Here is a 20,478-nt window from a genome sequence, read left to right on the forward strand (position 1 = left end):
CTATTTCGAGTCGGCAAAAGCCGTTACGGCATGACGACTGGTGTCGGGGGGCCGGTGACGCAAGCCACAGGCAAACAGCCCCGGGCACTTAGCTCGGTCGATAAACGCGCACATTGGCATGCCCCTCACTGAGCAAATGGTGAGCATGCAGGCGACTCATGACGCCTTTGTCGCAATACAAAAGGTACTGGCGCGTGTCATCCAGTGCCTTGAAACGGCTGTTCAATGCGTAGAACGGCAACGTCTGTATCTCCACGCCAGGCACTTGCAGCGGCTGGTCCTCCTGGGCATCCGGGTGACGGATGTCGATGATGACCTGACCGGCCAGCGCCTGGCTGACTTCTTCTATGTCGACATTGCGGCTCAGATCGTCGATGACCCGATCGATCGAAATCAGCTTTGCGCGTTCAAGCGCTTGCTCGAGAATCGCCATGTCGAACTGTTTTTCTTCGTACTCAACGCGATTTCGCTTGGCGTTGGTCTTCGGGTTGACCGAAATCACCCCGCAATACTCAGGCATGTGGCGGGCAAAATCGGCAGTGCCTATTTCGGTCGCCAGGTCCACGATGTCCTGCTTGTGGCTCGCAACCAGCGGTCGCAGGACCAGCTTGTCGGTCGCCGCGTCGATCAGCGACAGGTTCGGCAGCGTCTGGCTGGCAACCTGTGAAATCGCTTCGCCAGTTACCAGCACGTCGATTTCGAGACGATCAGCCACGGCGGATGCAGCGCGTAACATCATACGCTTCAAAACTACACCCATATGACTGTTATCGACTTTCTGCAGAATTTCTCCGAGAACTTCCTCGAATGGCACGCTGACAAACAGCACCCGCTGCGAACTGCCGTACTTCTTCCAGATAAAGTGAGCGACTTCCATCACGCCCAGTTCATGGGCTCTTCCGCCCAGATTGAAGAAGCAGAAGTGCGCCATAAGGCCGCGGCGCATGATCTGGTAGGCCGCAACGGTCGAATCGAAACCGCCGGACATCAATACCAGGGTCTGCTCCAGCGCACCCAGCGGGTAGCCGCCCATGCCCTGATGCTGGTCATGAACGACAAACAACCGTTGGTCGCGAATTTCCATCCGCACGACCAGATCGGGCTTTTTCAGCTCGATTCCGGCAGCGCCGCATTGCATGCGCAACTTGCTACCGACGTATTTCTCGACATCCATCGAGCTGAAATCGTGGCGACCGGCGCGCTTGCAACGCACTGAAAACATCTTGCCGGGCAGCAGGTCGGCGTAGTGCAGTTTGCACTTGGCAACGATGTCATCCATGTCGCCCAACGGGTACTCGGCCACCTGCAGAAAGTTGGCAATGCCGGGCATGCAACTTAGCCGGTCCCTGATGCCCTGCAGCACTTTGGGGTCGGTCTGGCGGGTCTCCACCTCAAGGTTGTCCCATACGCCACCCACGACAATGTCCGCGTCCAGTTCACGGAGCACGGTACGAATGTTCTTGCCCAGTTGCCGGATGAATTTCTTGCGCACCGGCGGGCTTTTAATGGTGATTTCTGGAAAAACTTTAACGATTAGTTTCATGGAAACAGCGCGTGAGGTGCCGACTGAAAAAGGGGGGCGCGGATTATAGCGGAAATTGCTCAACGTTTAACCAGTTATCGTATACCCGATCATCAGCGCACCAAAAAGAGTCGACGCACCAAACTGCAGCGCCATAACGGTGCGTACTTTTCTCGGCAGACGCGTTTAAATCCCCTGAAAGCCTGCTTTTGAAGCAAAAAACCCAACACGGGGCACTGGCATGCAAATTGCTCCCTTGTGAGGCAGGTTGCCTTGGCAGAATATTCGCGCCGGCATCACCCAAATTCAAGGGACCCAGCCTATAGAAGGCGGTTCTTAGCCACCCGGAGGACACCATGTCGAAGTCGGTTCAACTCATCAAAGATCATGACGTTAAGTGGATTGATCTGCGCTTCACGGACACTAAAGGTACGCAGCACCACGTGACCATGCCAGCTCGCGATGCGCTGGAAGATGACTTCTTCGAAGTCGGCAAGATGTTCGACGGCTCCTCCATCTCTGGCTGGAAAGGCATCGAAGCTTCCGACATGATTTTGCTGCCGGACGACGAAACCGCTGTTCTGGACCCGTTCACCGAAGAACCGACCCTGATCCTGGTGTGCGACATCATCGAACCGTCGACCATGCAAGGTTACGATCGTGACCCACGCGCCATCGCTCGTCGCGCCGAGGAATACCTGAAGTCCACCGGTATCGGTGACACCGTATTCGCAGGCCCTGAGCCAGAATTCTTCATCTTCGACGAAGTGAAATTCAAGTCCGACATCTCGGGTTCCATGTTCAAGATCTTCTCTGAACAGGGTTCGTGGATGTCCGATCAGGACGTGGAAGGCGGTAACAAAGGCCACCGCCCAGGCGTCAAAGGTGGTTACTTCCCAGTTCCGCCGTTTGACCATGACCACGAAATCCGTACCGCCATGTGCAACGCTCTGGAAGAAATGGGCCAGACCGTTGAAGTTCACCACCACGAAGTGGCGACCGCTGGCCAGAACGAAATCGGCGTGAAATTCAACACGCTGGTTAAAAAGGCTGACGAAGTTCAGACCCTGAAATACGTTGTTCACAACGTTGCTGACGCTTACGGCCGCACCGCGACCTTCATGCCAAAGCCTCTGTACGGTGATAACGGTTCAGGCATGCACGTGCACATGTCCATCGCCAAAGATGGCAAGAACACCTTCGCAGGTGAAGGCTATGCCGGTCTGTCCGACCTCGCTCTGTACTTCATCGGCGGCATCATCAAGCACGGCAAGGCGCTGAACGGCTTCACCAACCCGTCCACCAACTCGTACAAGCGTCTGGTTCCAGGCTTCGAAGCACCGGTCATGCTGGCCTACTCGGCGCGTAACCGTTCCGCTTCGATCCGTATTCCTTACGTCAACAGCCCACGCGGCCGCCGTATCGAAGCACGCTTCCCGGATCCTTCGGCCAACCCGTACCTGGCCTTCGCGGCTCTGTTGATGGCTGGCCTGGACGGCATCCAGAACAAGATCCACCCTGGCGACGCAGCTGACAAGAACCTGTATGACCTGCCGCCTGAAGAGGCCAAAGAGATCCCACAAGTTTGCGGCAGCCTGAAAGAAGCGCTGGAAGAACTGGACAAGGGCCGTGCGTTCCTGACCAAAGGCGGCGTGTTCAGCGACGACTTCATCGACGCTTACATCGCACTGAAAAGCGAAGAAGAAATCCGCGTTCGTACCTTCGTACACCCACTGGAATACGAGCTGTACTACAGCTGCTGATCCAGCCGCGCCAGCGTTGATGGCGTAACAAGAGACCTCCTTCGGGAGGTTTCTTTGTTTCTGAGGACCGATTTTTTATTTTGTGCAATAACGGGATACCGCATCAGAAAAAAAATACCGGGCAAACTTCTGGCTCGAATTTCAGCCAGCAAGGCCATCCCGACATGCCCTACAGACTTCTGATCACAGCTGCCCTGATAGCACTGACAGGCAACGCCGTTGCCCAACAGGCAAGCCCCACCGTCGAATCCCGTGTTCTGCTGAAAAGCAAAACTTCCTGGGATGGCACGCCTTACATTGCCTACCCCAAAGGCCAGCCCGAGCTGACCGTTCTGAAAATCAACATTCCTGCAAACACCGCGCTGAAATGGCATAGCGATCCGATCCCCAACGCCGCCTACGTGGCCTCAGGAGAAATCACCGTCGAAAAACGGGACAGCAACAAGGAAATCCGCCTGAAAAAAGGCGACGCACTCGCAGAGATGGTTGATATCGTGCACCGCGGCAAGACGGGCGACACACCGGTCGAACTTATCGTCTTCTACGCCGCGACAGAAGCAACGCCGTTGTCGCAATAAGCTCTCACCAGCACGTACGCGGAATGCAGCCTTGCAACGTGAAATTCTTTTCACCACCGGGCACTGGCTGCATACCCAAGAATCGGGCTTAACTCTGAACCCGCCCCGATCAATATGGAGTTGAATATGCGCCTGCTTCTGGCCACTTCCCTGCTGACCCTGACGTGCATGTCTTCCTGCTTCGCCTTCGCCGCCGAGCAGAAGCCCTCTGCTATCGAGCCGCTGTTGCAAGCCATCAGCGAGCGCCTGTCCATCGCCGATCAGGTTGCCCTGAGCAAATGGGACAGCGGCAAGGCGGTCGAGGACCCGCCGCGCGAGCTGCAAGTCATCAGCGCAGCGCAGGCCCGCGCTGCCGAGTTCAAGCTGAACCCTGACGACGTTCAACGCTTGTTCAAGGCGCAGATAGAAGCCAACAAGCAAATACAGAATGCACTGCTTGCCCAATGGCATGCAGCAGGCAAAGCCCCTGATACGGCCAGGCTGAGCCTGGTGGACGATATCCGCCCAAAACTCGACCGGTTGCAAACCCAGCTGCTGCAGGCATATGCCGACTTCCAGCCACTGCGCAAGACCGAAGACTGCAGGATAAAGCTGGATATGGCGCTCAAGCGCTATCAGACCGACCCGATTCACGATCAGGCGCTGGTACTGGCCACTGCCGATCTTTGCTCGGCAAACCTCTGACACATCAGGCGGATAGCGCAGCATAGGGCGATGTGTTCTATGCTGACGGCCAATTGTGCCATTGCTGTCGAGAGTCTCATGCGTCAAAGCCTGATTTGCCTGCTGCTGTTGATCAGCCTGCCTGCCTTGGCGCAGATCTATAAGTACACCGATGCGAACGGCAACACTGCGTTCAGCAATCAGCCACCCAACGGTACCAAAACCGAAGTGGTCGAGCTGCCGCCGCTCAACAGCATCGAAAAGCAGACACCCGCCAGGCCGGTCGTCAACAGCGCGCCGCAACCGGCCCCTTACGCACCACCCTCGCAGCCGCAAACGGCCTATGACGTACTGGAACTCACTGACCTGCCCACCGACGAAGCGTTACGCGCCAACAATGGCACGTTCATCATCGGCGTGAAGATCCAGCCGCGTCTGCAACCGACTCACAGCCTGCAACTGCTGCTGGACGGCAACCTGTACGGGCAGCCCTCCAACCTCCCGCGCTTTCAAGTGGTCAACATCGATCGTGGCGAGCACAGCTTCGCGGTAGTGGTGAAAGACGGCGAGCGGATCATTCAGCAGAGCGAGACCATTACGCTGACCATTCAACGCGTGCACCTCGGCAAACCATGAACAGACACAGAATGCACAGCGCGCTGATCTGCTTGCTGCTGCTAATGGCGCTGCCAGCCGCTGCCGACGTCTATACCTACATCGACGCGCAAGGCAATCGGGTGTTTACCGACCAGCCGCGCAAGAACGCCACACGCGTTGATATTCCACCCAGCAACAACATGACCGGCACCCCGCCAACCCGAACCCTGAAAGCGCACCCCGCCAAACCCGCAGTGCAGCCGATGTTTCATTATCAACTGCTGAGAATTCTGGTGCCCGAGCCGGACGCCACGCTGGTCAATCCCAGTGGCGATCTGATCGTTACCGTCACCAGCGAACCGGTTTTACAGCCGGGTCACAGCTACCGGCTATTGCTGGATGGCGTTGCCGTCGGCGAGGCCGGACGCAGCCCTGTCTTCCCGCTGAGCAATGTGGATCGGGGCACGCATCAATTATCGGTAGAGATTTTCGACGAACTTGGCCGTGTCCTGGAAAAAACGCCGAACCAGCCGTTTCACGTGCAGCGCATTTCCCTCGCGCAAAAGCGCGCGACTCATCCCTGCAAGGATGATGACTACGGCGTGCGCCCGGAGTGTCCGCTCAAGGACAAGCCAGAGCCTAAAAGCAGCATCCTGCCTTTCTTCTGATCCTCGACAACGCAGAAGCACCTTTTTGGTGCGCAACCTGCACACCTGCGCAACAATACAGTCCAATTTGGTTCAGGAACGCACTGAAAGTAGCGCCGTATGCGGGCACTCGCTCGAAAAACGGCCCGATTTTGCAGATAAGGCGCTTCTTTTCGGAGCCTTGGTTTGGTTTTTGCAACTTCACTGAGACAGCACCGTATTGGTGGCCTTGCTCCTGCTGGCGCAGACCAACCAGCACCAGCATTGCGCAACTGCAATGTGCCAAAAGAGGTCAACACGATTCATGACTATCAGCGACGCGCTGCACAGACTGTTACTGGATAACCTGACCACTGCCACCATTCTGCTCAACGCCGACCTGCGACTTGAGTACATGAACCCGGCAGCGGAAATGCTGCTCGCCATTAGCGGGCAGCGCAGCCATGGGCAATTCATCAGCGAGCTGTTCACCGAGTCGGCTGAGGCACTGAGTTCGCTGCGTCAGGCAGTGGAACAGGCTCATCCTTTCACCAAGCGCGAAGCGATGCTCACCGCACTGACCGGTCAGACACTGACTGTCGACTATGCCGTGACGCCGATTCTCAGCAAGGGCGATACCCTGCTGCTGCTTGAAGTGCACCCACGTGACAGGTTGCTGCGCATTACCAAGGAAGAAGCCCAGTTGTCCAAGCAGGAAACCACCAAGATGCTGGTGCGTGGCCTGGCTCACGAAATAAAGAATCCGCTGGGCGGCATTCGCGGCGCCGCACAGCTGCTGGCCCGCGAGCTGCCTGAAGAAAGCCTCAAGGATTACACCAACGTCATCATCGAAGAGGCCGACCGTTTGCGTAATCTGGTCGACCGTATGCTGGGCTCCAACAAGCTGCCGTCGCTGGCGATGACCAACGTGCACGAAGTGCTTGAACGAGTGTGCAGCCTGGTCGAGGCCGAAAGTCAGGGCTGCATCACGCTGGTGCGCGACTATGACCCAAGCATTCCCGACGTCTTGATCGACCGCGAGCAAATGATCCAGGCCGTGCTCAATATCGTGCGCAACGCCATGCAGGCCATCAGTGGCCAGAACGAATTGCGCCTGGGACGAATCACCCTGCGCACCCGCGCCATGCGTCAGTTCACTATCGGCCACGTTCGCCATCGGCTGGTCAGCAAGATCGAAATCATCGACAACGGCCCCGGTATTCCGGCCGAACTTCAGGAAACCATTTTTTACCCGATGGTCAGTGGCCGCCCGGATGGCACAGGGCTCGGTCTTGCCATTACCCAGAACATCATCAGCCAGCACCAGGGCCTGATCGAGTGTGACAGCCATCCCGGCCACACCACGTTCTCGATCTTCCTGCCGCTGGAACAAGGAGCAGCTTCGACATGAGCCGTAGTGAAACTGTCTGGATCGTAGACGACGATCGTTCTATCCGCTGGGTACTGGAAAAGGCCTTGCAACAGGAAGGCATGACCACGCAGAGCTTCGACAGCGCCGACGGGGTGATGAGCCGTCTGGCCCGTCAGCAGCCGGACGTGATCATTTCCGACATCCGCATGCCCGGTGCCAGTGGTCTGGACCTGCTGGCGCGGATTCGCGAGCAGCATCCACGTCTGCCGGTGATCATCATGACCGCCCATTCAGATCTGGACAGCGCCGTGGCGTCTTATCAGGGGGGCGCTTTCGAGTACCTGCCCAAGCCGTTCGACGTCGACGAAGCCGTCTCGCTGGTCAAGCGCGCCAATCAGCACGCCCAGGAACAGCAAGGCCTGGACGTCGCACCGACCCTGACCCGCACCCCTGAAATCATTGGCGAAGCGCCCGCGATGCAGGAAGTGTTTCGCGCTATCGGGCGCCTGAGCCACTCCAACATCACTGTTCTGATTAACGGTGAATCGGGGACCGGTAAAGAGTTGGTCGCTCATGCACTGCACCGCCACAGCCCGCGTTCGGCCTCGCCGTTCATTGCGCTGAACATGGCGGCGATTCCCAAGGACTTGATGGAATCGGAGCTGTTCGGCCACGAAAAAGGCGCATTCACCGGCGCGGCCAACCTGCGTCGCGGTCGTTTTGAACAGGCTGACGGCGGCACGCTGTTTCTCGATGAAATCGGCGATATGCCAGCCGACACCCAGACCCGTCTGCTGCGCGTGCTGGCCGATGGCGAGTTCTACCGGGTAGGCGGGCACACGCCGGTCAAGGTCGACGTGCGCATCATTGCCGCCACCCACCAGAACCTGGAAACCCTGGTACAGGCCGGCAAGTTCCGTGAGGACTTGTTCCATCGCCTGAACGTGATCCGTATCCACATTCCGCGCATGTCGGACCGCCGCGAAGACATCCCGACCCTGGCCAAGCACTTCCTCAGCCGCGCGGCTCAGGAACTGGCAGTCGAACCCAAGCTGCTCAAGGCCGAGACCGAGGAATACCTCAAGCATCTGCCGTGGCCTGGCAACGTGCGACAGCTGGAAAACACTTGCCGCTGGATCACGGTCATGGCCTCGGGTCGTGAAGTGCACATCAGCGATCTGCCACCAGAACTGCTGAGTCTGCCGCAGGACGCCGCACCGGTCACCAACTGGGAACAGGCGCTGCGTCAGTGGGCCGACCAGGCGTTGTCTCGCGGTCAGTCCAGCCTGCTGGACAGCGCTGTACCGACTTTCGAGCGGATCATGATCGAAACCGCCCTCAAGCACACCGCCGGCCGCCGCCGCGACGCCGCCGTGCTGCTGGGCTGGGGCCGCAACACCTTGACCCGCAAGATCAAGGAACTGGGCATGAAGGTCGACGGCGGGGATGACGACGAGGCTGACGAGGGCTGAGTGGTTATATGATGGTCATTGGTGCCAATGCTCCGCATTGGCATGCATTTCGAAACACTCTGCGCCGCGCCTACTATTCAAGGCAGGACGCAGAGCGTCCAGAACTGCATTCCCACGCGGAGCGTGGGAACGATAGTCATCTCAGGAATTGCGTGTAACGCGCAGCTCAGCACCGCATCACTCAGCCAGTGATGGTTTTTCCCACAGGTTGATTCCGCCTTCCACCGCAAAGCTGTCGATCTCGGCCAGTTCTTCCGGGCTGAACGCCAGGTTCTTCAGCGCGCCGACGTTTTCGACAATCTGCTCGGGACGGCTCGCACCGATCAGCGCTGACGTCACGCGCGGGTCACGTAGCGTCCAGGCCAGGGCCATTTGTGCCAGGCTCTGACCACGACGCTGGGCGATTTCGTTGAGCGCACGCACGTGGGCGATGTTCTGCTCGGACAGGTGCGAAGCCTGTAACGAGCCGCCGCCCGGACGATTGACCCGCGCATCCTTGGGCACGCCGTTCAGGTACTTGTCCGACAGCAGCCCTTGGGCCAGCGCAGTAAACGCGATCACGCCAGCGCCCAGCTCTTCAGTCGCGTCGAGCAGGTCTTTCTCGACCCAGCGGTTGAGCAGGTTGTAAGCCGGCTGGTGAATCAGCAACGGCACTTTCCACTCTTTGAGCAACGCCGCTATTTCGCGGGTCTTGGCCCCGGAATACGACGAGATGCCGATATACAGCGCCTTGCCCTGCTGAACCGCGGTGGCCAGCGCGCTGGCGGTTTCCTCCAGCGGAGTGTCCGGGTCGAAACGGTGGGAATAGAAGATGTCGACGTAATCGAGCCCCATGCGCTGCAGGCTCTGGTCGAGGCTGGCGAGCACGTATTTACGTGAACCACCGCCCTGTCCGTATGGGCCCGGCCACATGTCCCAGCCAGCCTTGCTGGAGATGATCAGTTCATCACGGTAGTGCTTGAAGTCTTCGCGCAGCAGACGGCCGAAGTTGATCTCGGCGCTGCCGTACGGCGGGCCATAGTTGTTGGCCAGGTCGAAATGGTTGATGCCCAGATCGAACGCCGTGCGCAGCATGGCACGCTGGGTGTCGATCGGCGTGCTGTCACCGAAGTTGTGCCACAAGCCCAAAGACAGTGCCGGAAGCACCAGCCCGCTGCGGCCGGTACGGCGATAAGGCATGTCTTCGTAACGATTTTCGGCAGCGATGTAGGTCATTGAATCCTCTCTTGTCTGGGGGATATTCGAGGCGTCTTGATTGCGTTTGCGAACAGGCGACGCCTGTTCGCAACGCCGGAATCATGGCTTTTGCCAGACAACCTGCTGAATGTCGACCCGCTTGGGTATCAAGTGGTTGTCGTAAAACAGATCAGCGGTCGCCTGCTGCGCACTTACGATCTCCGGCGTGATCGGCAGGCTGGGTGATACAGGCCGATGGTCAAGATACTGAGTGATGACCGCTTCGGACAAGCCCATGCTGCGCGCCAGGATCTGAATGCTTTCGTTGCGTTGCGAGCGAGTCAGCCCATCGGCCACCGTCAGTTCGTCGAGAACCTGCTGCACAAACGCCGCATTTTTCTCGGCAAAAGCCCGGCGTGCGGTATAGAACGGCCCGGACAGTCCAAGTCCTTCTCCATTGGCCAAGAGGCGGCTATGGCCTTCGTTCAGGGCGATGGAGTAGTACGGGTCCCAGATTGCCCAGGCATCGACACTGCCGTTTTCAAAGGCGGCGCGGGCATCGGCGGGGGTCAGGTAAATCGGCTGAATATCCTTGAACGTCAACCCTGCCTTGTTCAACAAGCGCAACACCACGTTATGCGAGCTGGAGCCTTTCTGAAGTGCGACCTTGCGGCCTTTCAGCTCTGCCACGCTGTGCAGCGGGCTTTCGTTGCGCACCAGTATGGTTTCCGCCTGTGGCTTGGCCGGTTCTGCGCCGATGTAGACCAGGTCTGCGCCTGCGACCTGAGCAAAGATCGGCGGGATGTCACCGGTGGACGCAATGTCCAGACTGCCAATATTCAAAGCCTCAAGCATCTGCGGCCCGGCCGGGAATTCGATCCATTTGACTTTTGTAGCAGCAAAGCGCTTCTCCAGAAGGCCATGTTCCTTGGCCAGCACCAGCGTGATCGAGCCCTTCTGATAGCCAATGCGCAGCGTGTCAGGTTCGTCGGCAGCAGCTGTCCCGAACAGGCCACTGAAAGCCAGAATGGCGGCGATAAACGTGAATGGTTTCATGGGGGATCCCTTAATTCTGTATAAAAATCTGCCTTTGATTCTGGCCGAAGGCCGTGGGAGCGAACTTGTTCGCGAAAGGGCCGGTACAAGCACTGAAAATTCATCGTCTGAAATACCGTCTTCACGAACAATGCGGACCACCGCCCCGGTCGCTCCCACGCCCTGCGGGCAGAAGCCCGCTTTCTGCGCTCATCAGGACTTGCATGCGGCAACGATCAAAATTTGTAAGCAGGCCGTTGCAAGCCCAGGTTTTCACGCAAGGTCGTGCCCTCATACTCGGTACGAAACAGCCCGCGCCGCTGTAGCTCCGGCAGCAGCAATTGCGCGACGTCTTCCAGACCTCCCGGCAAATGCGGCACCAGCACGTTGAAGCCGTCTGCCGCGCCGTGTTCGAACCAGGTTTGCAGCTCATCGGCGATCTGCTCAGGCGTACCGATCAGGCTGTAATGCCCTCGCCCACCGGCAATCCGCCGTCCCAGTTGCGCCAGGGTCAGGTTTTCCTGATCGGCCAGTTCGGTGAGCAGCTTCTGCCGACTACGCTGGCCGCTATCAGTCAGCGGCAGCTCTGGCAACGGGCCGTCCAGCGGGTACCCCGACAGGTCGAAATTGCCCAGCATACGGCCTAACAGGGCGACACCCACCTGAGGCTCGACCAGCTCCTGAAACGACTCGAATTTCGCTTTCGCCAACGCCTCGGTTTCGGCCACGACAATAAACACGCCGGGCATGACTTTCAGCGAATCTGCGTCACGTCCGTATGCGCCAAGGCGGCCCTTGATGTCCGCATAAAACGCCTGGGCACTGGCCAGCGAGGTCTGTGCGGTGAACACCACTTCTGCGGTCTGCGCCGCCAGATCGCGGCCGACTTCAGAGGAACCCGCCTGCACAACCACGGGCTGCCCTTGCGGCGAACGCGCCACGTTCAGCGGGCCTTTGACACTGAAGTGCTCACCGTGATGATTGAGCACATGTAATTTGGCCGGGTCGTAATATTCACCGCTGCTCTTGTCGCGGGTAAACGCGTCATCTGCCCAGCTGTCCCACAGGCCGGTCACCACCTGATGAAACTCCCGTGCGCGGCTATAACGCTCGGCATGCCCCACATGCTCGGCGCGACCGAAGTTCTGCGCTTCGGCGGCGGCATCGGAGGTCACCAGATTCCAGCCCGCTCGCCCCCCGGACAAGTGATCCAGCGAGGCGAACTTGCGAGCAACGTGATACGGCTCGTTGTAGGTGGTGGTCGCCGTCGCGATCAGACCGATGTGATCGGTCACCGCGCTCAACGCCGAGAGCAGGGTCAGCGGCTCGAAATGATCAGAACGGGCCATGCGGCTGGCGATATCGCCAGTGGCGGCAGCCACGCTGTCGGCCACGAACAACGTATCGAATTTCGCCGCTTCCGCGACCCTGGCCACGTGCCGATAGTGCTTGAAATCCAGCCCTGCATCGGCAGGCACATCAGGGTGACGCCAAGCCGCAATGTGGTGCCCAGTGGCCATCAGAAAAGCGCCGAGTTTCATCTGTCGAGCAGTCGTGCTCATTCTTCACTCCTTACTGTGTTACCGCGTGCCACGACTCAAAAATCCTTGCGTAGCTGTACGCCGAAATAACGCTCGTCATCACGCGGTACAGACCGGTAAACATAGCTACCACCGGTGGCCAGCATCGGCGAATAGGACTTGTCTGCCAGATTCTTGCCGAGCAGCGCCACGCGCCAGCCACTGTTGTAATCGGCCAATGCCACGCTGGCATTCCAGATGCCGTAAGCGCCCTGCTTGGTGTCCGGGTTCTGGCTGATGTCGTACTGCACTTCGCTCTGCCAGCTGTAATCGGTGCCCAGCTCGATATCCAGACCGTTGTCCAGCGGGATGGTGTAGTCGGCACGAACGTAGCTTTTCCAGTCAGGGCTATACGGCAGGGTTTTGCCATCGACGTTGCACGACGCCGCTGCACCGGCCGGGCAGGCAAAGCTGTCGATGCGCGCCCTGGTGTAAGACAGCGCGCCGGAGAATTTCAGGTTACGGGTGGCCTGCAAGGCGTAATCCAGTTCGACGCCTTCAGTACTGACACTGCCTGCGTTGATCAGCCGCGTAACGACCTGCCCGGCAACGCTGTCGAAGAAGTTCGCCTGATAGTTATCGTAATCGCTATGGAACACCGCCAGGTTGGTGGTCAGGCGATTGTTCCAGGTGGTGGCCTTGACCCCGACTTCCCAGGTGTTCGAGGTCTCCGGTTTCAAAGCGTCGGTGTCACGCGGCTGCATGTTGAAGAACACGTTGTAAGCCGGACCTTTATAGCCGCGCGAGTAGGTGATGTAGGTCATCACGCTGTCGCTCAGGTCGTACTGCAGACCCAGCCGACCGGACTTGCCATCCTCGTCCACCGAACCGGAACTGCTGGTCGCAGGCTGAATGCCGCTGACCGTGGTCGCCGATGTCGAAACGCGGCGATGGTCGTATTCCAGATCATCGTGGGTCCAGCGCGCCCCGGCAATCGCACGGAAGTCCGGGGTGAAGTTGAAGGTGGTTTCGCCGAATACCGAATAGCTGTCGGTGGTGGTGCTGTAATCGGCGATACCACGGTCCTGACGGGTTGGCGTGATGAGCGTGCGCTGGTAGGTCTCGTCGCTCTTGCCATGCATATAGAACAGACCGCCGACATACTCGACAAACTGGCCCTTTGGCGATGCCAGACGTAGCTCCTGAGAGTACTGATTGAACTCCAGATCGCCTTTGTCTTCGGTGCCGGGGAATGCAGCGGTGACGGTGCCGAGACGGTCGCCATCCTGATACTGGGTGTTATCCCAGCCCCGCCAGGCGGTGATGGAGGTCAGGGTGTAATCGCCCAGTTGCCAGTCAAGCTGGCCCGACAGGCCCTTGTTGACGTCCTCGACATGGCTGCGGTAATCACTGAGCACATCACGGTTGTCACTGTCGGCGCGCACCGGTGACAGCGCACTGGCGAACGCTGGGGTCAGCGCCTTGCTCACTACGCCATTGGGCGCGTCGTCATGGGACTGCATGTAGTCCGCGGCAAGGGTGAAGGTGATGTCGTCGTTGGGTGTGAATTCCAGCTTGCCGCGCGCGCCCTTGCGGTTGTAACCGTTGACTTCCTGACCGTTGAGTTTGTTGTCGACGTTGCCGTCATAGCTGCCGAACAGTGTGGTAATCGAGCCCTTGAGGGTCTGCGGAATCAAACTGCCGCCGATGCCGAAACGGGTGCGGCTTTCGTTACCGCTGTAATACGACTGATCGATGTAACCGTGGGTCTCTTCGGTCGGCGCCTTGGTGGTGACGTTGAGCACGCCAGCCGAGGCGTTCTTACCGAACAACGTACCTTGCGGGCCGCGCAGCACTTCGATGCGCTCAAGGTCGAGCAGGTCCAGCGTGGCCTGGCCCGGACGTGCATACACCACGCCATCGATCACTGTCGCCACCGTCGGCTCGACACCCGGCGAGGTGGAAATGGTGCCGACACCGCGAATGAACAGCGAGGTGTCCTTGTTGGACGCACCGGTACGGAAATTCAGCGAAGGCACTTGCTGAACGATGCTGGCCACGCCGTTGCGATTGTCCCGCTCCAGTTGCTCGCCCTGAATCACCGAAACTGCGACCGGTACTTTTTGCAACGACTCTTCACGGCGCGTGGCCGTTACGGTGACGGACTCCAGCGCTACCGTTTCAGTGCTCTGCGTTGCTGCGTTATCTGCCATTGCCGGAACCCACGGCAACGCCGCAAGCCCCATCAACAGCCAGCCATAACGGCGCCCCCGCGCCACATGAGCCTGATCGATGGCTTGCGCCAGAAGTGTGTATTTGACGCCATCCCCACGTGTTGTGTGCATCTGCGTGCCTACCTGAAATATGCCCTGATCCGACAATGCGATACGCACTGGCGCCTGTTGATTGCTGGCTAAACCGGGGTCCGGGCATTCGCGGTGGCGAGTAGCAGACAAACCATCTTTGTTAGCGCTAACATGGCCAGTATCAGGAAACGGCGAATAGATCGTCCAATACTGAAAAATTAGTTTTATATTCTTTTTACTTTTATACGAAGTGATCGAGCATGGCCGACGAGAAACCTGCGACACGCAAACGCCGAGGCGCAGGCCGGGTGACGATAACGGCAGTGGCGCGTGAGGCCGGTGTCTCGGCCATTACCGTATCGCGCTATTTCAATCAGCCGGAGCAAGTCTCGCCTGAACTGCGTGAGCGAATTGCAGCCGTGGTCAATGCGCTGGGCTATGTGCCCAATCTGGTGGCAGGCGGCCTGGCGTCGGCGCGCAGCCGGGTGGTAGCGATGGTGATTCCCAATATCTCCGGGCCTATCTTCGCCAACACCATTCAGGGCTTCAGTGACACGCTGAGCCAGCATGGTTTCCAGTTGCTGCTGGCCTCCAGCTACTTTTCCGCCGAACAGGAAGAAAGCGCAGTGCGGGCGTTTCTGGGCTGGTCACCGGCAGCACTGGTGCTGACCAGTCGTTTCCACAGCCCGGCTACCGAGAAAATGATCGAGCAGACCGATGTCCCGGTGATCGAAACCTGGGACCACCAGCCCGAACGCAGCCCGATCCAGATTGGCTTTTCTCACTATGACGTCGGCGTCACGGCAGCCCGCTATTTGTACGACAAGGGCTACCGCCGCATCGCGTTCGTGCAGAACAGCATTGCAGGCGACTTCAGCGCACTGGAGCGGCGTGACGGCTATATCGCCACACTTGAAGGGCTCGGCATCAAACCGTGGGTCTTTGTCCCGGACGCCGGACGGGCGCCGTTCGAAGCAGGCAAACAGGCCATGGAAACACTAATGAGCCAAATACCGCGCCCCGACGCCATCTTCTTCGCCAACGACAACCTGGCAGCCGGTGCCCTGCTCGCCAGCCAGCGCGCAGGCCTGCATATACCGAAGGATTGTGCCGTGATGGGCTTTGGCGATTACGCCTTCGCAGAAATGATGCTCCCTAGCCTGACCACCATCAAACCGCCAGCGCTGGAGATCGGCGTACTGGCCGCAACGCGTGTGCTTGAAAGCCTTGGCGTGTTGCCGGTGGAGGGAGACATACAACGGCTGAATTTGCTGGAGTGCAGATTGGTGGAGCGGGAGAGTACATGAGCCCGACGCAATCTCGAGCCTACGCTGGGGGGCGTAGAACGATGACCTCAGCCATCGTGCGACGCTCCGCGTCGCATGCCGTTCTGGACGCTCTGCGTCCTCGCCTGAACATGGGGCGTGGCGCAGAGCGTGAGGAACGACAGGTGCTCTTAATCCCCTATCACCGCACCAGATGCAGAAATTGCATATGCCGCTCGTACTGGTCGAGCACGTCGTTGATGACCTGTTCCTTGGTGTAGCCCACCAGGTCGTAGTCCTGACTGCCTTCGCTCAGGTGAACCTCGGCGCGGTAGTAGCGGCGGTTGTTCAGCTGTTTGGAACCCATGCCGCCACGGGCGAACGAAGGGGTGAAGAAGCCTTTCATCTGCACTTGGTAGATGAACGGACGCTCTTCGCCGTGACCGATTTCCAGGGTCACCGAGTCGTTGGAAGGGTCAGGTACGTTGACCACGCTCAAGCCCTTCTCGACAAACACCGCTGTCACTTCTTCAATCGCTGGACGCACGGTCTGGTCAAGGAAGCGATACACCTCGTCTCGCGACGGGTAATGCACGGCCTGGCTCAAACGCTGACGCCAGCCGCCACGTCGTGAGCCGGACACTGGTGCCAGCGAATACAGTTGCGCAATCTGGCGCTGGGATTCCATGACGAACGCTTTGTGCAGGCCCCACATCATCAGTAGCAGGATCAGCGAGAACGGCAACGACGTCAGCACCACCGCTGATTTAAGCGCATCGATACTGCCCGAGAACAGCAGGCCGCTGGTGATCAGTGCAGTCGCCACACCCCAGAACACCCGCAGCCATTTCGGACCGTCTTCGTCAGGGTTGCCGCCTTTGGCGGAAAGCGTCGACAGCACCACCGTGCCCGAATCGGCAGAGGTGACAAAGAACACAAAGCTGATAAATACCGTGACCGCAATGACAGTCTTGCTCCACGGATAGGTTTCCAGCAGCAGGTACAGGGTCATCGACGGATCATCGATGGCCGATTGACCCAGCGCAGTCATGCCATGGTTGAGCACTTGATCGATGGCGCTGTTACCGAAGATCGACATCCACGCCAGGGTGAAGCCCAGCGGGATCAGCAACACACCGAAGACGAACTCACGGATGGTCCGGCCACGCGAGATGCGCGCAATGAACAGGCCTACGAATGGCGCCCAGGCAATCCACCAGGCCCAATAGAACACGGTCCAGCCGCCCAGCCAGTCACTCGGCTCGTTGTAGGCATACACGTCGAAGCTCTTGCTCGGCAGCGCACCCAGGTAGTCACCGATGTTCTGCACCAGCGTGTTGAGCAAGTGCTGAGTCGGGCCGGCAAACAGCACGAACAGCAGCAGCGCACAGGCCAGCAGCATGTTGATGTCGGACATGACGCGCACGCCCTTGTCGACACCGGCTATCGCGACCAGAATCGCCGCGCCCATCATCAGGGTAATCAGACCGACCTGAATCCAGTGGGTGTGTGCCACGCCGAACAGGTAATCCAGACCGGAATTGAGGTGCAGCACCCCGAAGCCCATATCTGCGCCCAAGCCGAAAATGGTCGCTATGATGCCGAAGCCGTCGACTGCATAGCCTATAGGGCCGTTGATGCGCTTGCCGATCAGCGGGTACAGCGCCGAACGCAGGGCCAGCGGCAGGTTGTGGCGATAAGCGAAGTAGGCCAGCGCCATGCCGACAAAGGCAAACACGCCCCAGCCATGCAGGCCCCAGTGCAGAAACAGCAACTGCATGCCCTGACGCGCGGCCTCAGCCGTACCGCCTTCGCCCTGCGGCGGTTGCAGCAGGTGCGTCAGTGGCTCTGAAACGCAGAAGAAGAACAGCGTGATGCTGATCCCCGCGGCGAACAGCATGCCAGCCCATGACAGGTAACTGAACTCGGGTTCGTCGTGGTCGGCACCGAGCTTGATCTTGCCGAAGCCCGACAAGGCGGTGACCACCACGAAGACCAGATACAGGGTCATGACCATCATGTAGTACCAGCCGACCGTGTTGGCCGCCCAGTTTTGCGCCGCCAGCAGCCATTCGCCGCTGGCTTGCGGGAACGCGATCACGACGATGCCGAAAATCAGAATAAAACTCGCAGCGAAGTAGAACACTGGAGCGTTCATGCGGACGTTGCCGCTTGAAGAAGTACTCGGAGAGCTCATCGGTTGCGTGCCTCCGGACTGATAAAACCAACTGCAAAAAGCGGATACGGCAAGGGTAAGCCTCCTGTTGTGAGCGGGCAGCGAACCACCGGTTTAACTTGAACGAGCGTTCAATTTAAACATGAAAGTGCCCGTAAAGACTAATCGGGGGCCAGTGAATGCTCGCTCAGGCTTGGGTATGACGCATGCTTGAGCGGGATCGTTCCCATCCTCAGGCAACACAATTCAGGCCCTCCCAACGGGGATTTTTCAGGCATCTATAAATAACCGATGTTGACCCTGCGACCCTGCGCACATTTACCGCACCATTCTGTTACCTGCCGCCCCAAAAGCGCGCAAATCACGCTTCAGGTAACACGCCTGACCTCGCCTCACACATTGTTCGCCTGCTCGGAAAAGTCCGCTACCCCCTGAAAACACTGAGCCGCAGGGTCATCGAACGATCAATGAACAGCCGCCAGACAAAGTTGGTCTTCTGATTGCATATGCTTGTATGTACAAGTAGAGACAGGCTAGACATTCTGTCTTTCTACTGGACTGAATCGGCCTGCTTCGCCAGGCACTGTTCGCCCTTCAAAGGGCTGGTTCGCATTGATCGCCGAGGATTTTTTTGTGACCGAGAATAATCAAGACCTGAAGCAGGACTGGACCCGCCATCGCGAAGGCGTCGTACGGGCTGCCCGCGGCACTCAATTGACAGCCAAAAGCTGGCTGACCGAAGCGCCGCTGCGCATGTTGATGAACAACCTCGACCCGGAAGTCGCCGAGACCCCCAACGAGTTGGTGGTTTATGGTGGCATCGGTCGCGCTGCGCGCAACTGGGAGTGCTACGACAAAATCGTCGAAAGCCTCACTCAGCTCAACGATGATGAGACCCTGCTGGTGCAGTCCGGCAAGCCGGTCGGCGTGTTCAAGACCCACAGCAACGCCCCGCGCGTGCTGATTGCCAACTCTAACCTTGTGCCGCACTGGGCCAGCTGGGAGCACTTCAACGAACTGGATGCCAAGGGCCTGGCAATGTATGGCCAGATGACCGCAGGCAGCTGGATCTACATCGGCAGCCAGGGCATCGTGCAAGGCACCTACGAAACCTTCGTCGAAGCCGGACGCCAGCACTATGACGGCAATCTCAAGGGTCGCTGGGTGCTGACCGCAGGTTTGGGCGGCATGGGTGGCGCGCAGCCGCTGGCCGCGACATTGGCCGGGGCCTGCTCGCTGAACATCGAATGTCAGCAGAGCCGTATCGATTTCCGCATCAAGACCCGCTACGTCGACGAACAGGCCGCTGATCTGGATGACGCTCTGGCGCGCATTGCCAAATACACCGCCGAAGGCAAAGCCATCTCCATCGCCCTGTGCGGCAACGCAGCAGAAATTCTGCCGGAAATGGTCCGTCGCGGCGTGCGTCCGGACATGGTCACCGACCAGACCAGCGCCCACGACCCGCTCAATGGCTACCTGCCCAAAGGCTGGACCTGGGACGAGTACCGCGTCCGCTCGGTCAGTGAACCGGCCAATGTCGTAAAAGCCGCCAAGCAATCCATGGCCGAACACGTCGAAGCCATGCTGGCGTTCCAGCAAGCGGGCATTCCGACCTTCGACTATGGCAACAACATTCGCCAGATGGCCAAGGAAGTCGGCGTCGCCAATGCCTTCGATTTCCCCGGTTTCGTTCCAGCCTACATCCGTCCGTTGTTCTGCCGCGGCATCGGGCCGTTCCGCTGGGCCGCGCTGTCGGGTGACCCAGAAGACATCTACAAGACCGACGCCAAGGTCAAGGAACTGATTCCGGACGACGATCACCTGCACAACTGGCTGGACATGGCCCGTGAGCGCATCAGTTTTCAGGGCTTGCCCGCGCGTATCTGCTGGGTCGGCCTGGGTCAGCGCGCCAAGCTGGGTCTGGCGTTCAATGAAATGGTCCGCAGCGGCGAGCTGTCGGCACCGGTGGTGATCGGTCGCGACCACCTGGACTCCGGTTCGGTCGCCAGCCCCAACCGCGAAACCGAATCCATGCGCGATGGCTCCGATGCCGTCTCCGACTGGCCGCTGCTCAACGCCCTGCTCAACACCGCCAGCGGCGCGACCTGGGTTTCGCTGCACCACGGCGGCGGCGTGGGCATGGGCTTTTCGCAGCACTCCGGAATGGTCATCGTCTGTGACGGTACGGACGAAGCCGCCGAACGCATCGCCCGCGTCCTTCATAACGACCCGGCCACCGGTGTGATGCGCCATGCCGATGCCGGTTATGACATTGCCATCGACTGTGCCAGAGAGCAGGGCTTGAACCTGCCGATGATCGGACGTTAAGGGGGCTGCGGTTATCAAACCGACAGACTCGGGGGAACGGGCATGAACATGCCCACAGGCCGGATGCCTACTTGAA

At 59.0% G+C, this 20,478-nt stretch carries 15 protein-coding genes; 9 read left to right on the forward strand and 6 right to left on the reverse strand.

What is annotated here, in order from left to right:
- Positions 1 to 88: 88 nt before the first annotated feature.
- The gene (gene thiI / locus RYC18_RS05860; protein WP_004654939.1) at positions 89 to 1,543 is read right to left on the reverse strand and encodes a tRNA uracil 4-sulfurtransferase ThiI; all 1,455 of its coding nucleotides are present in this window, start codon (positions 1,541 to 1,543) and stop codon (positions 89 to 91) included.
- 335 nt (positions 1,544 to 1,878) lie between these two features.
- Between thiI and glnA the strand changes: the two genes are divergently transcribed.
- The 7 genes from glnA to ntrC all read left to right on the forward strand — a co-directional run bounded on the left by glnA (position 1,879) and on the right by ntrC (position 8,593).
- Positions 1,879 to 3,285 (forward strand): glutamate--ammonia ligase, encoded by a 1,407-nt coding sequence (gene glnA, locus RYC18_RS05865; RefSeq protein WP_002555716.1) that lies wholly within the window; start codon positions 1,879 to 1,881, stop codon positions 3,283 to 3,285.
- Positions 3,286 to 3,449: 164 nt separating this feature from the next.
- The gene (locus RYC18_RS05870) at positions 3,450 to 3,863 is read left to right on the forward strand and encodes a cupin domain-containing protein (protein WP_316884257.1); all 414 of its coding nucleotides are present in this window, start codon (positions 3,450 to 3,452) and stop codon (positions 3,861 to 3,863) included.
- A 126-nt stretch (positions 3,864 to 3,989) separates the two neighbouring features.
- Positions 3,990 to 4,547: a chorismate mutase gene (locus RYC18_RS05875; protein ID WP_004654945.1), complete on the forward strand. Its 558-nt coding sequence runs from the start codon at positions 3,990 to 3,992 to the stop codon at positions 4,545 to 4,547.
- Positions 4,548 to 4,625: 78 nt separating this feature from the next.
- Positions 4,626 to 5,162, forward strand: a complete 537-nt coding sequence (locus RYC18_RS05880; protein WP_080725947.1) for a DUF4124 domain-containing protein — start codon at positions 4,626 to 4,628, stop codon at positions 5,160 to 5,162.
- Positions 5,163 to 5,173: 11 nt separating this feature from the next.
- Positions 5,174 to 5,791, forward strand: a complete 618-nt coding sequence (locus tag RYC18_RS05885; RefSeq protein WP_005781521.1) for a DUF4124 domain-containing protein — start codon at positions 5,174 to 5,176, stop codon at positions 5,789 to 5,791.
- 283 nt (positions 5,792 to 6,074) lie between these two features.
- Complete coding sequence (gene glnL / locus RYC18_RS05890; protein WP_002555720.1) at positions 6,075 to 7,160, forward strand: nitrogen regulation protein NR(II); 1,086 nt, start codon at positions 6,075 to 6,077, stop codon at positions 7,158 to 7,160.
- Entirely contained in the window at positions 7,157 to 8,593 is a 1,437-nt protein-coding gene (ntrC, locus tag RYC18_RS05895; protein ID WP_002555721.1) for a nitrogen regulation protein NR(I), read from the forward strand. Before glnL ends, ntrC begins: the two co-directional genes overlap by 4 nt.
- Positions 8,594 to 8,770: 177 nt before the next feature.
- Here ntrC and mgrA read toward each other — a convergent pair whose 3' ends face one another.
- The 4 genes from mgrA to RYC18_RS05915 form a co-directional block, all read right to left on the reverse strand.
- Positions 8,771 to 9,808, reverse strand: coding sequence for an L-glyceraldehyde 3-phosphate reductase (mgrA, locus tag RYC18_RS05900; protein ID WP_004654952.1), 1,038 nt, complete (start codon positions 9,806 to 9,808; stop codon positions 8,771 to 8,773).
- Between the two features lie 81 nt (positions 9,809 to 9,889).
- Entirely contained in the window at positions 9,890 to 10,825 is a 936-nt protein-coding gene (locus tag RYC18_RS05905) for a sulfonate ABC transporter substrate-binding protein (protein WP_316884300.1), read from the reverse strand.
- Between the two features lie 215 nt (positions 10,826 to 11,040).
- The gene (locus RYC18_RS05910; RefSeq protein WP_316884302.1) at positions 11,041 to 12,366 is read right to left on the reverse strand and encodes an LLM class flavin-dependent oxidoreductase; all 1,326 of its coding nucleotides are present in this window, start codon (positions 12,364 to 12,366) and stop codon (positions 11,041 to 11,043) included.
- A 35-nt stretch (positions 12,367 to 12,401) separates the two neighbouring features.
- A complete protein-coding gene (locus tag RYC18_RS05915) occupies positions 12,402 to 14,717 on the reverse strand; it encodes a TonB-dependent receptor (protein WP_316884342.1) in 2,316 nt (771 codons plus the stop codon).
- 173 nt (positions 14,718 to 14,890) lie between these two features.
- On the opposite strand from RYC18_RS05915, the gene RYC18_RS05920 reads away from it, so the two are divergent.
- Complete coding sequence (locus RYC18_RS05920) at positions 14,891 to 15,937, forward strand: LacI family DNA-binding transcriptional regulator (protein WP_316884304.1); 1,047 nt, start codon at positions 14,891 to 14,893, stop codon at positions 15,935 to 15,937.
- Positions 15,938 to 16,097: 160 nt separating this feature from the next.
- On the opposite strand, the gene betT is transcribed toward RYC18_RS05920, so the two are convergent.
- Entirely contained in the window at positions 16,098 to 18,053 is a 1,956-nt protein-coding gene (gene betT / locus RYC18_RS05925; protein WP_004663279.1) for a choline transporter BetT, read from the reverse strand.
- Between the two features lie 651 nt (positions 18,054 to 18,704).
- Here betT and hutU point away from each other — a divergent pair.
- Positions 18,705 to 20,402, forward strand: coding sequence for a urocanate hydratase (gene hutU / locus RYC18_RS05930; protein ID WP_316884306.1), 1,698 nt, complete (start codon positions 18,705 to 18,707; stop codon positions 20,400 to 20,402).
- The last annotated feature ends 76 nt before the right edge of the window (positions 20,403 to 20,478 follow it).

This window comes from Pseudomonas syringae group sp. 247E2, assembly GCF_032587795.1.
Taxonomy (GTDB): domain Bacteria; phylum Pseudomonadota; class Gammaproteobacteria; order Pseudomonadales; family Pseudomonadaceae; genus Aquipseudomonas; species Aquipseudomonas amygdali.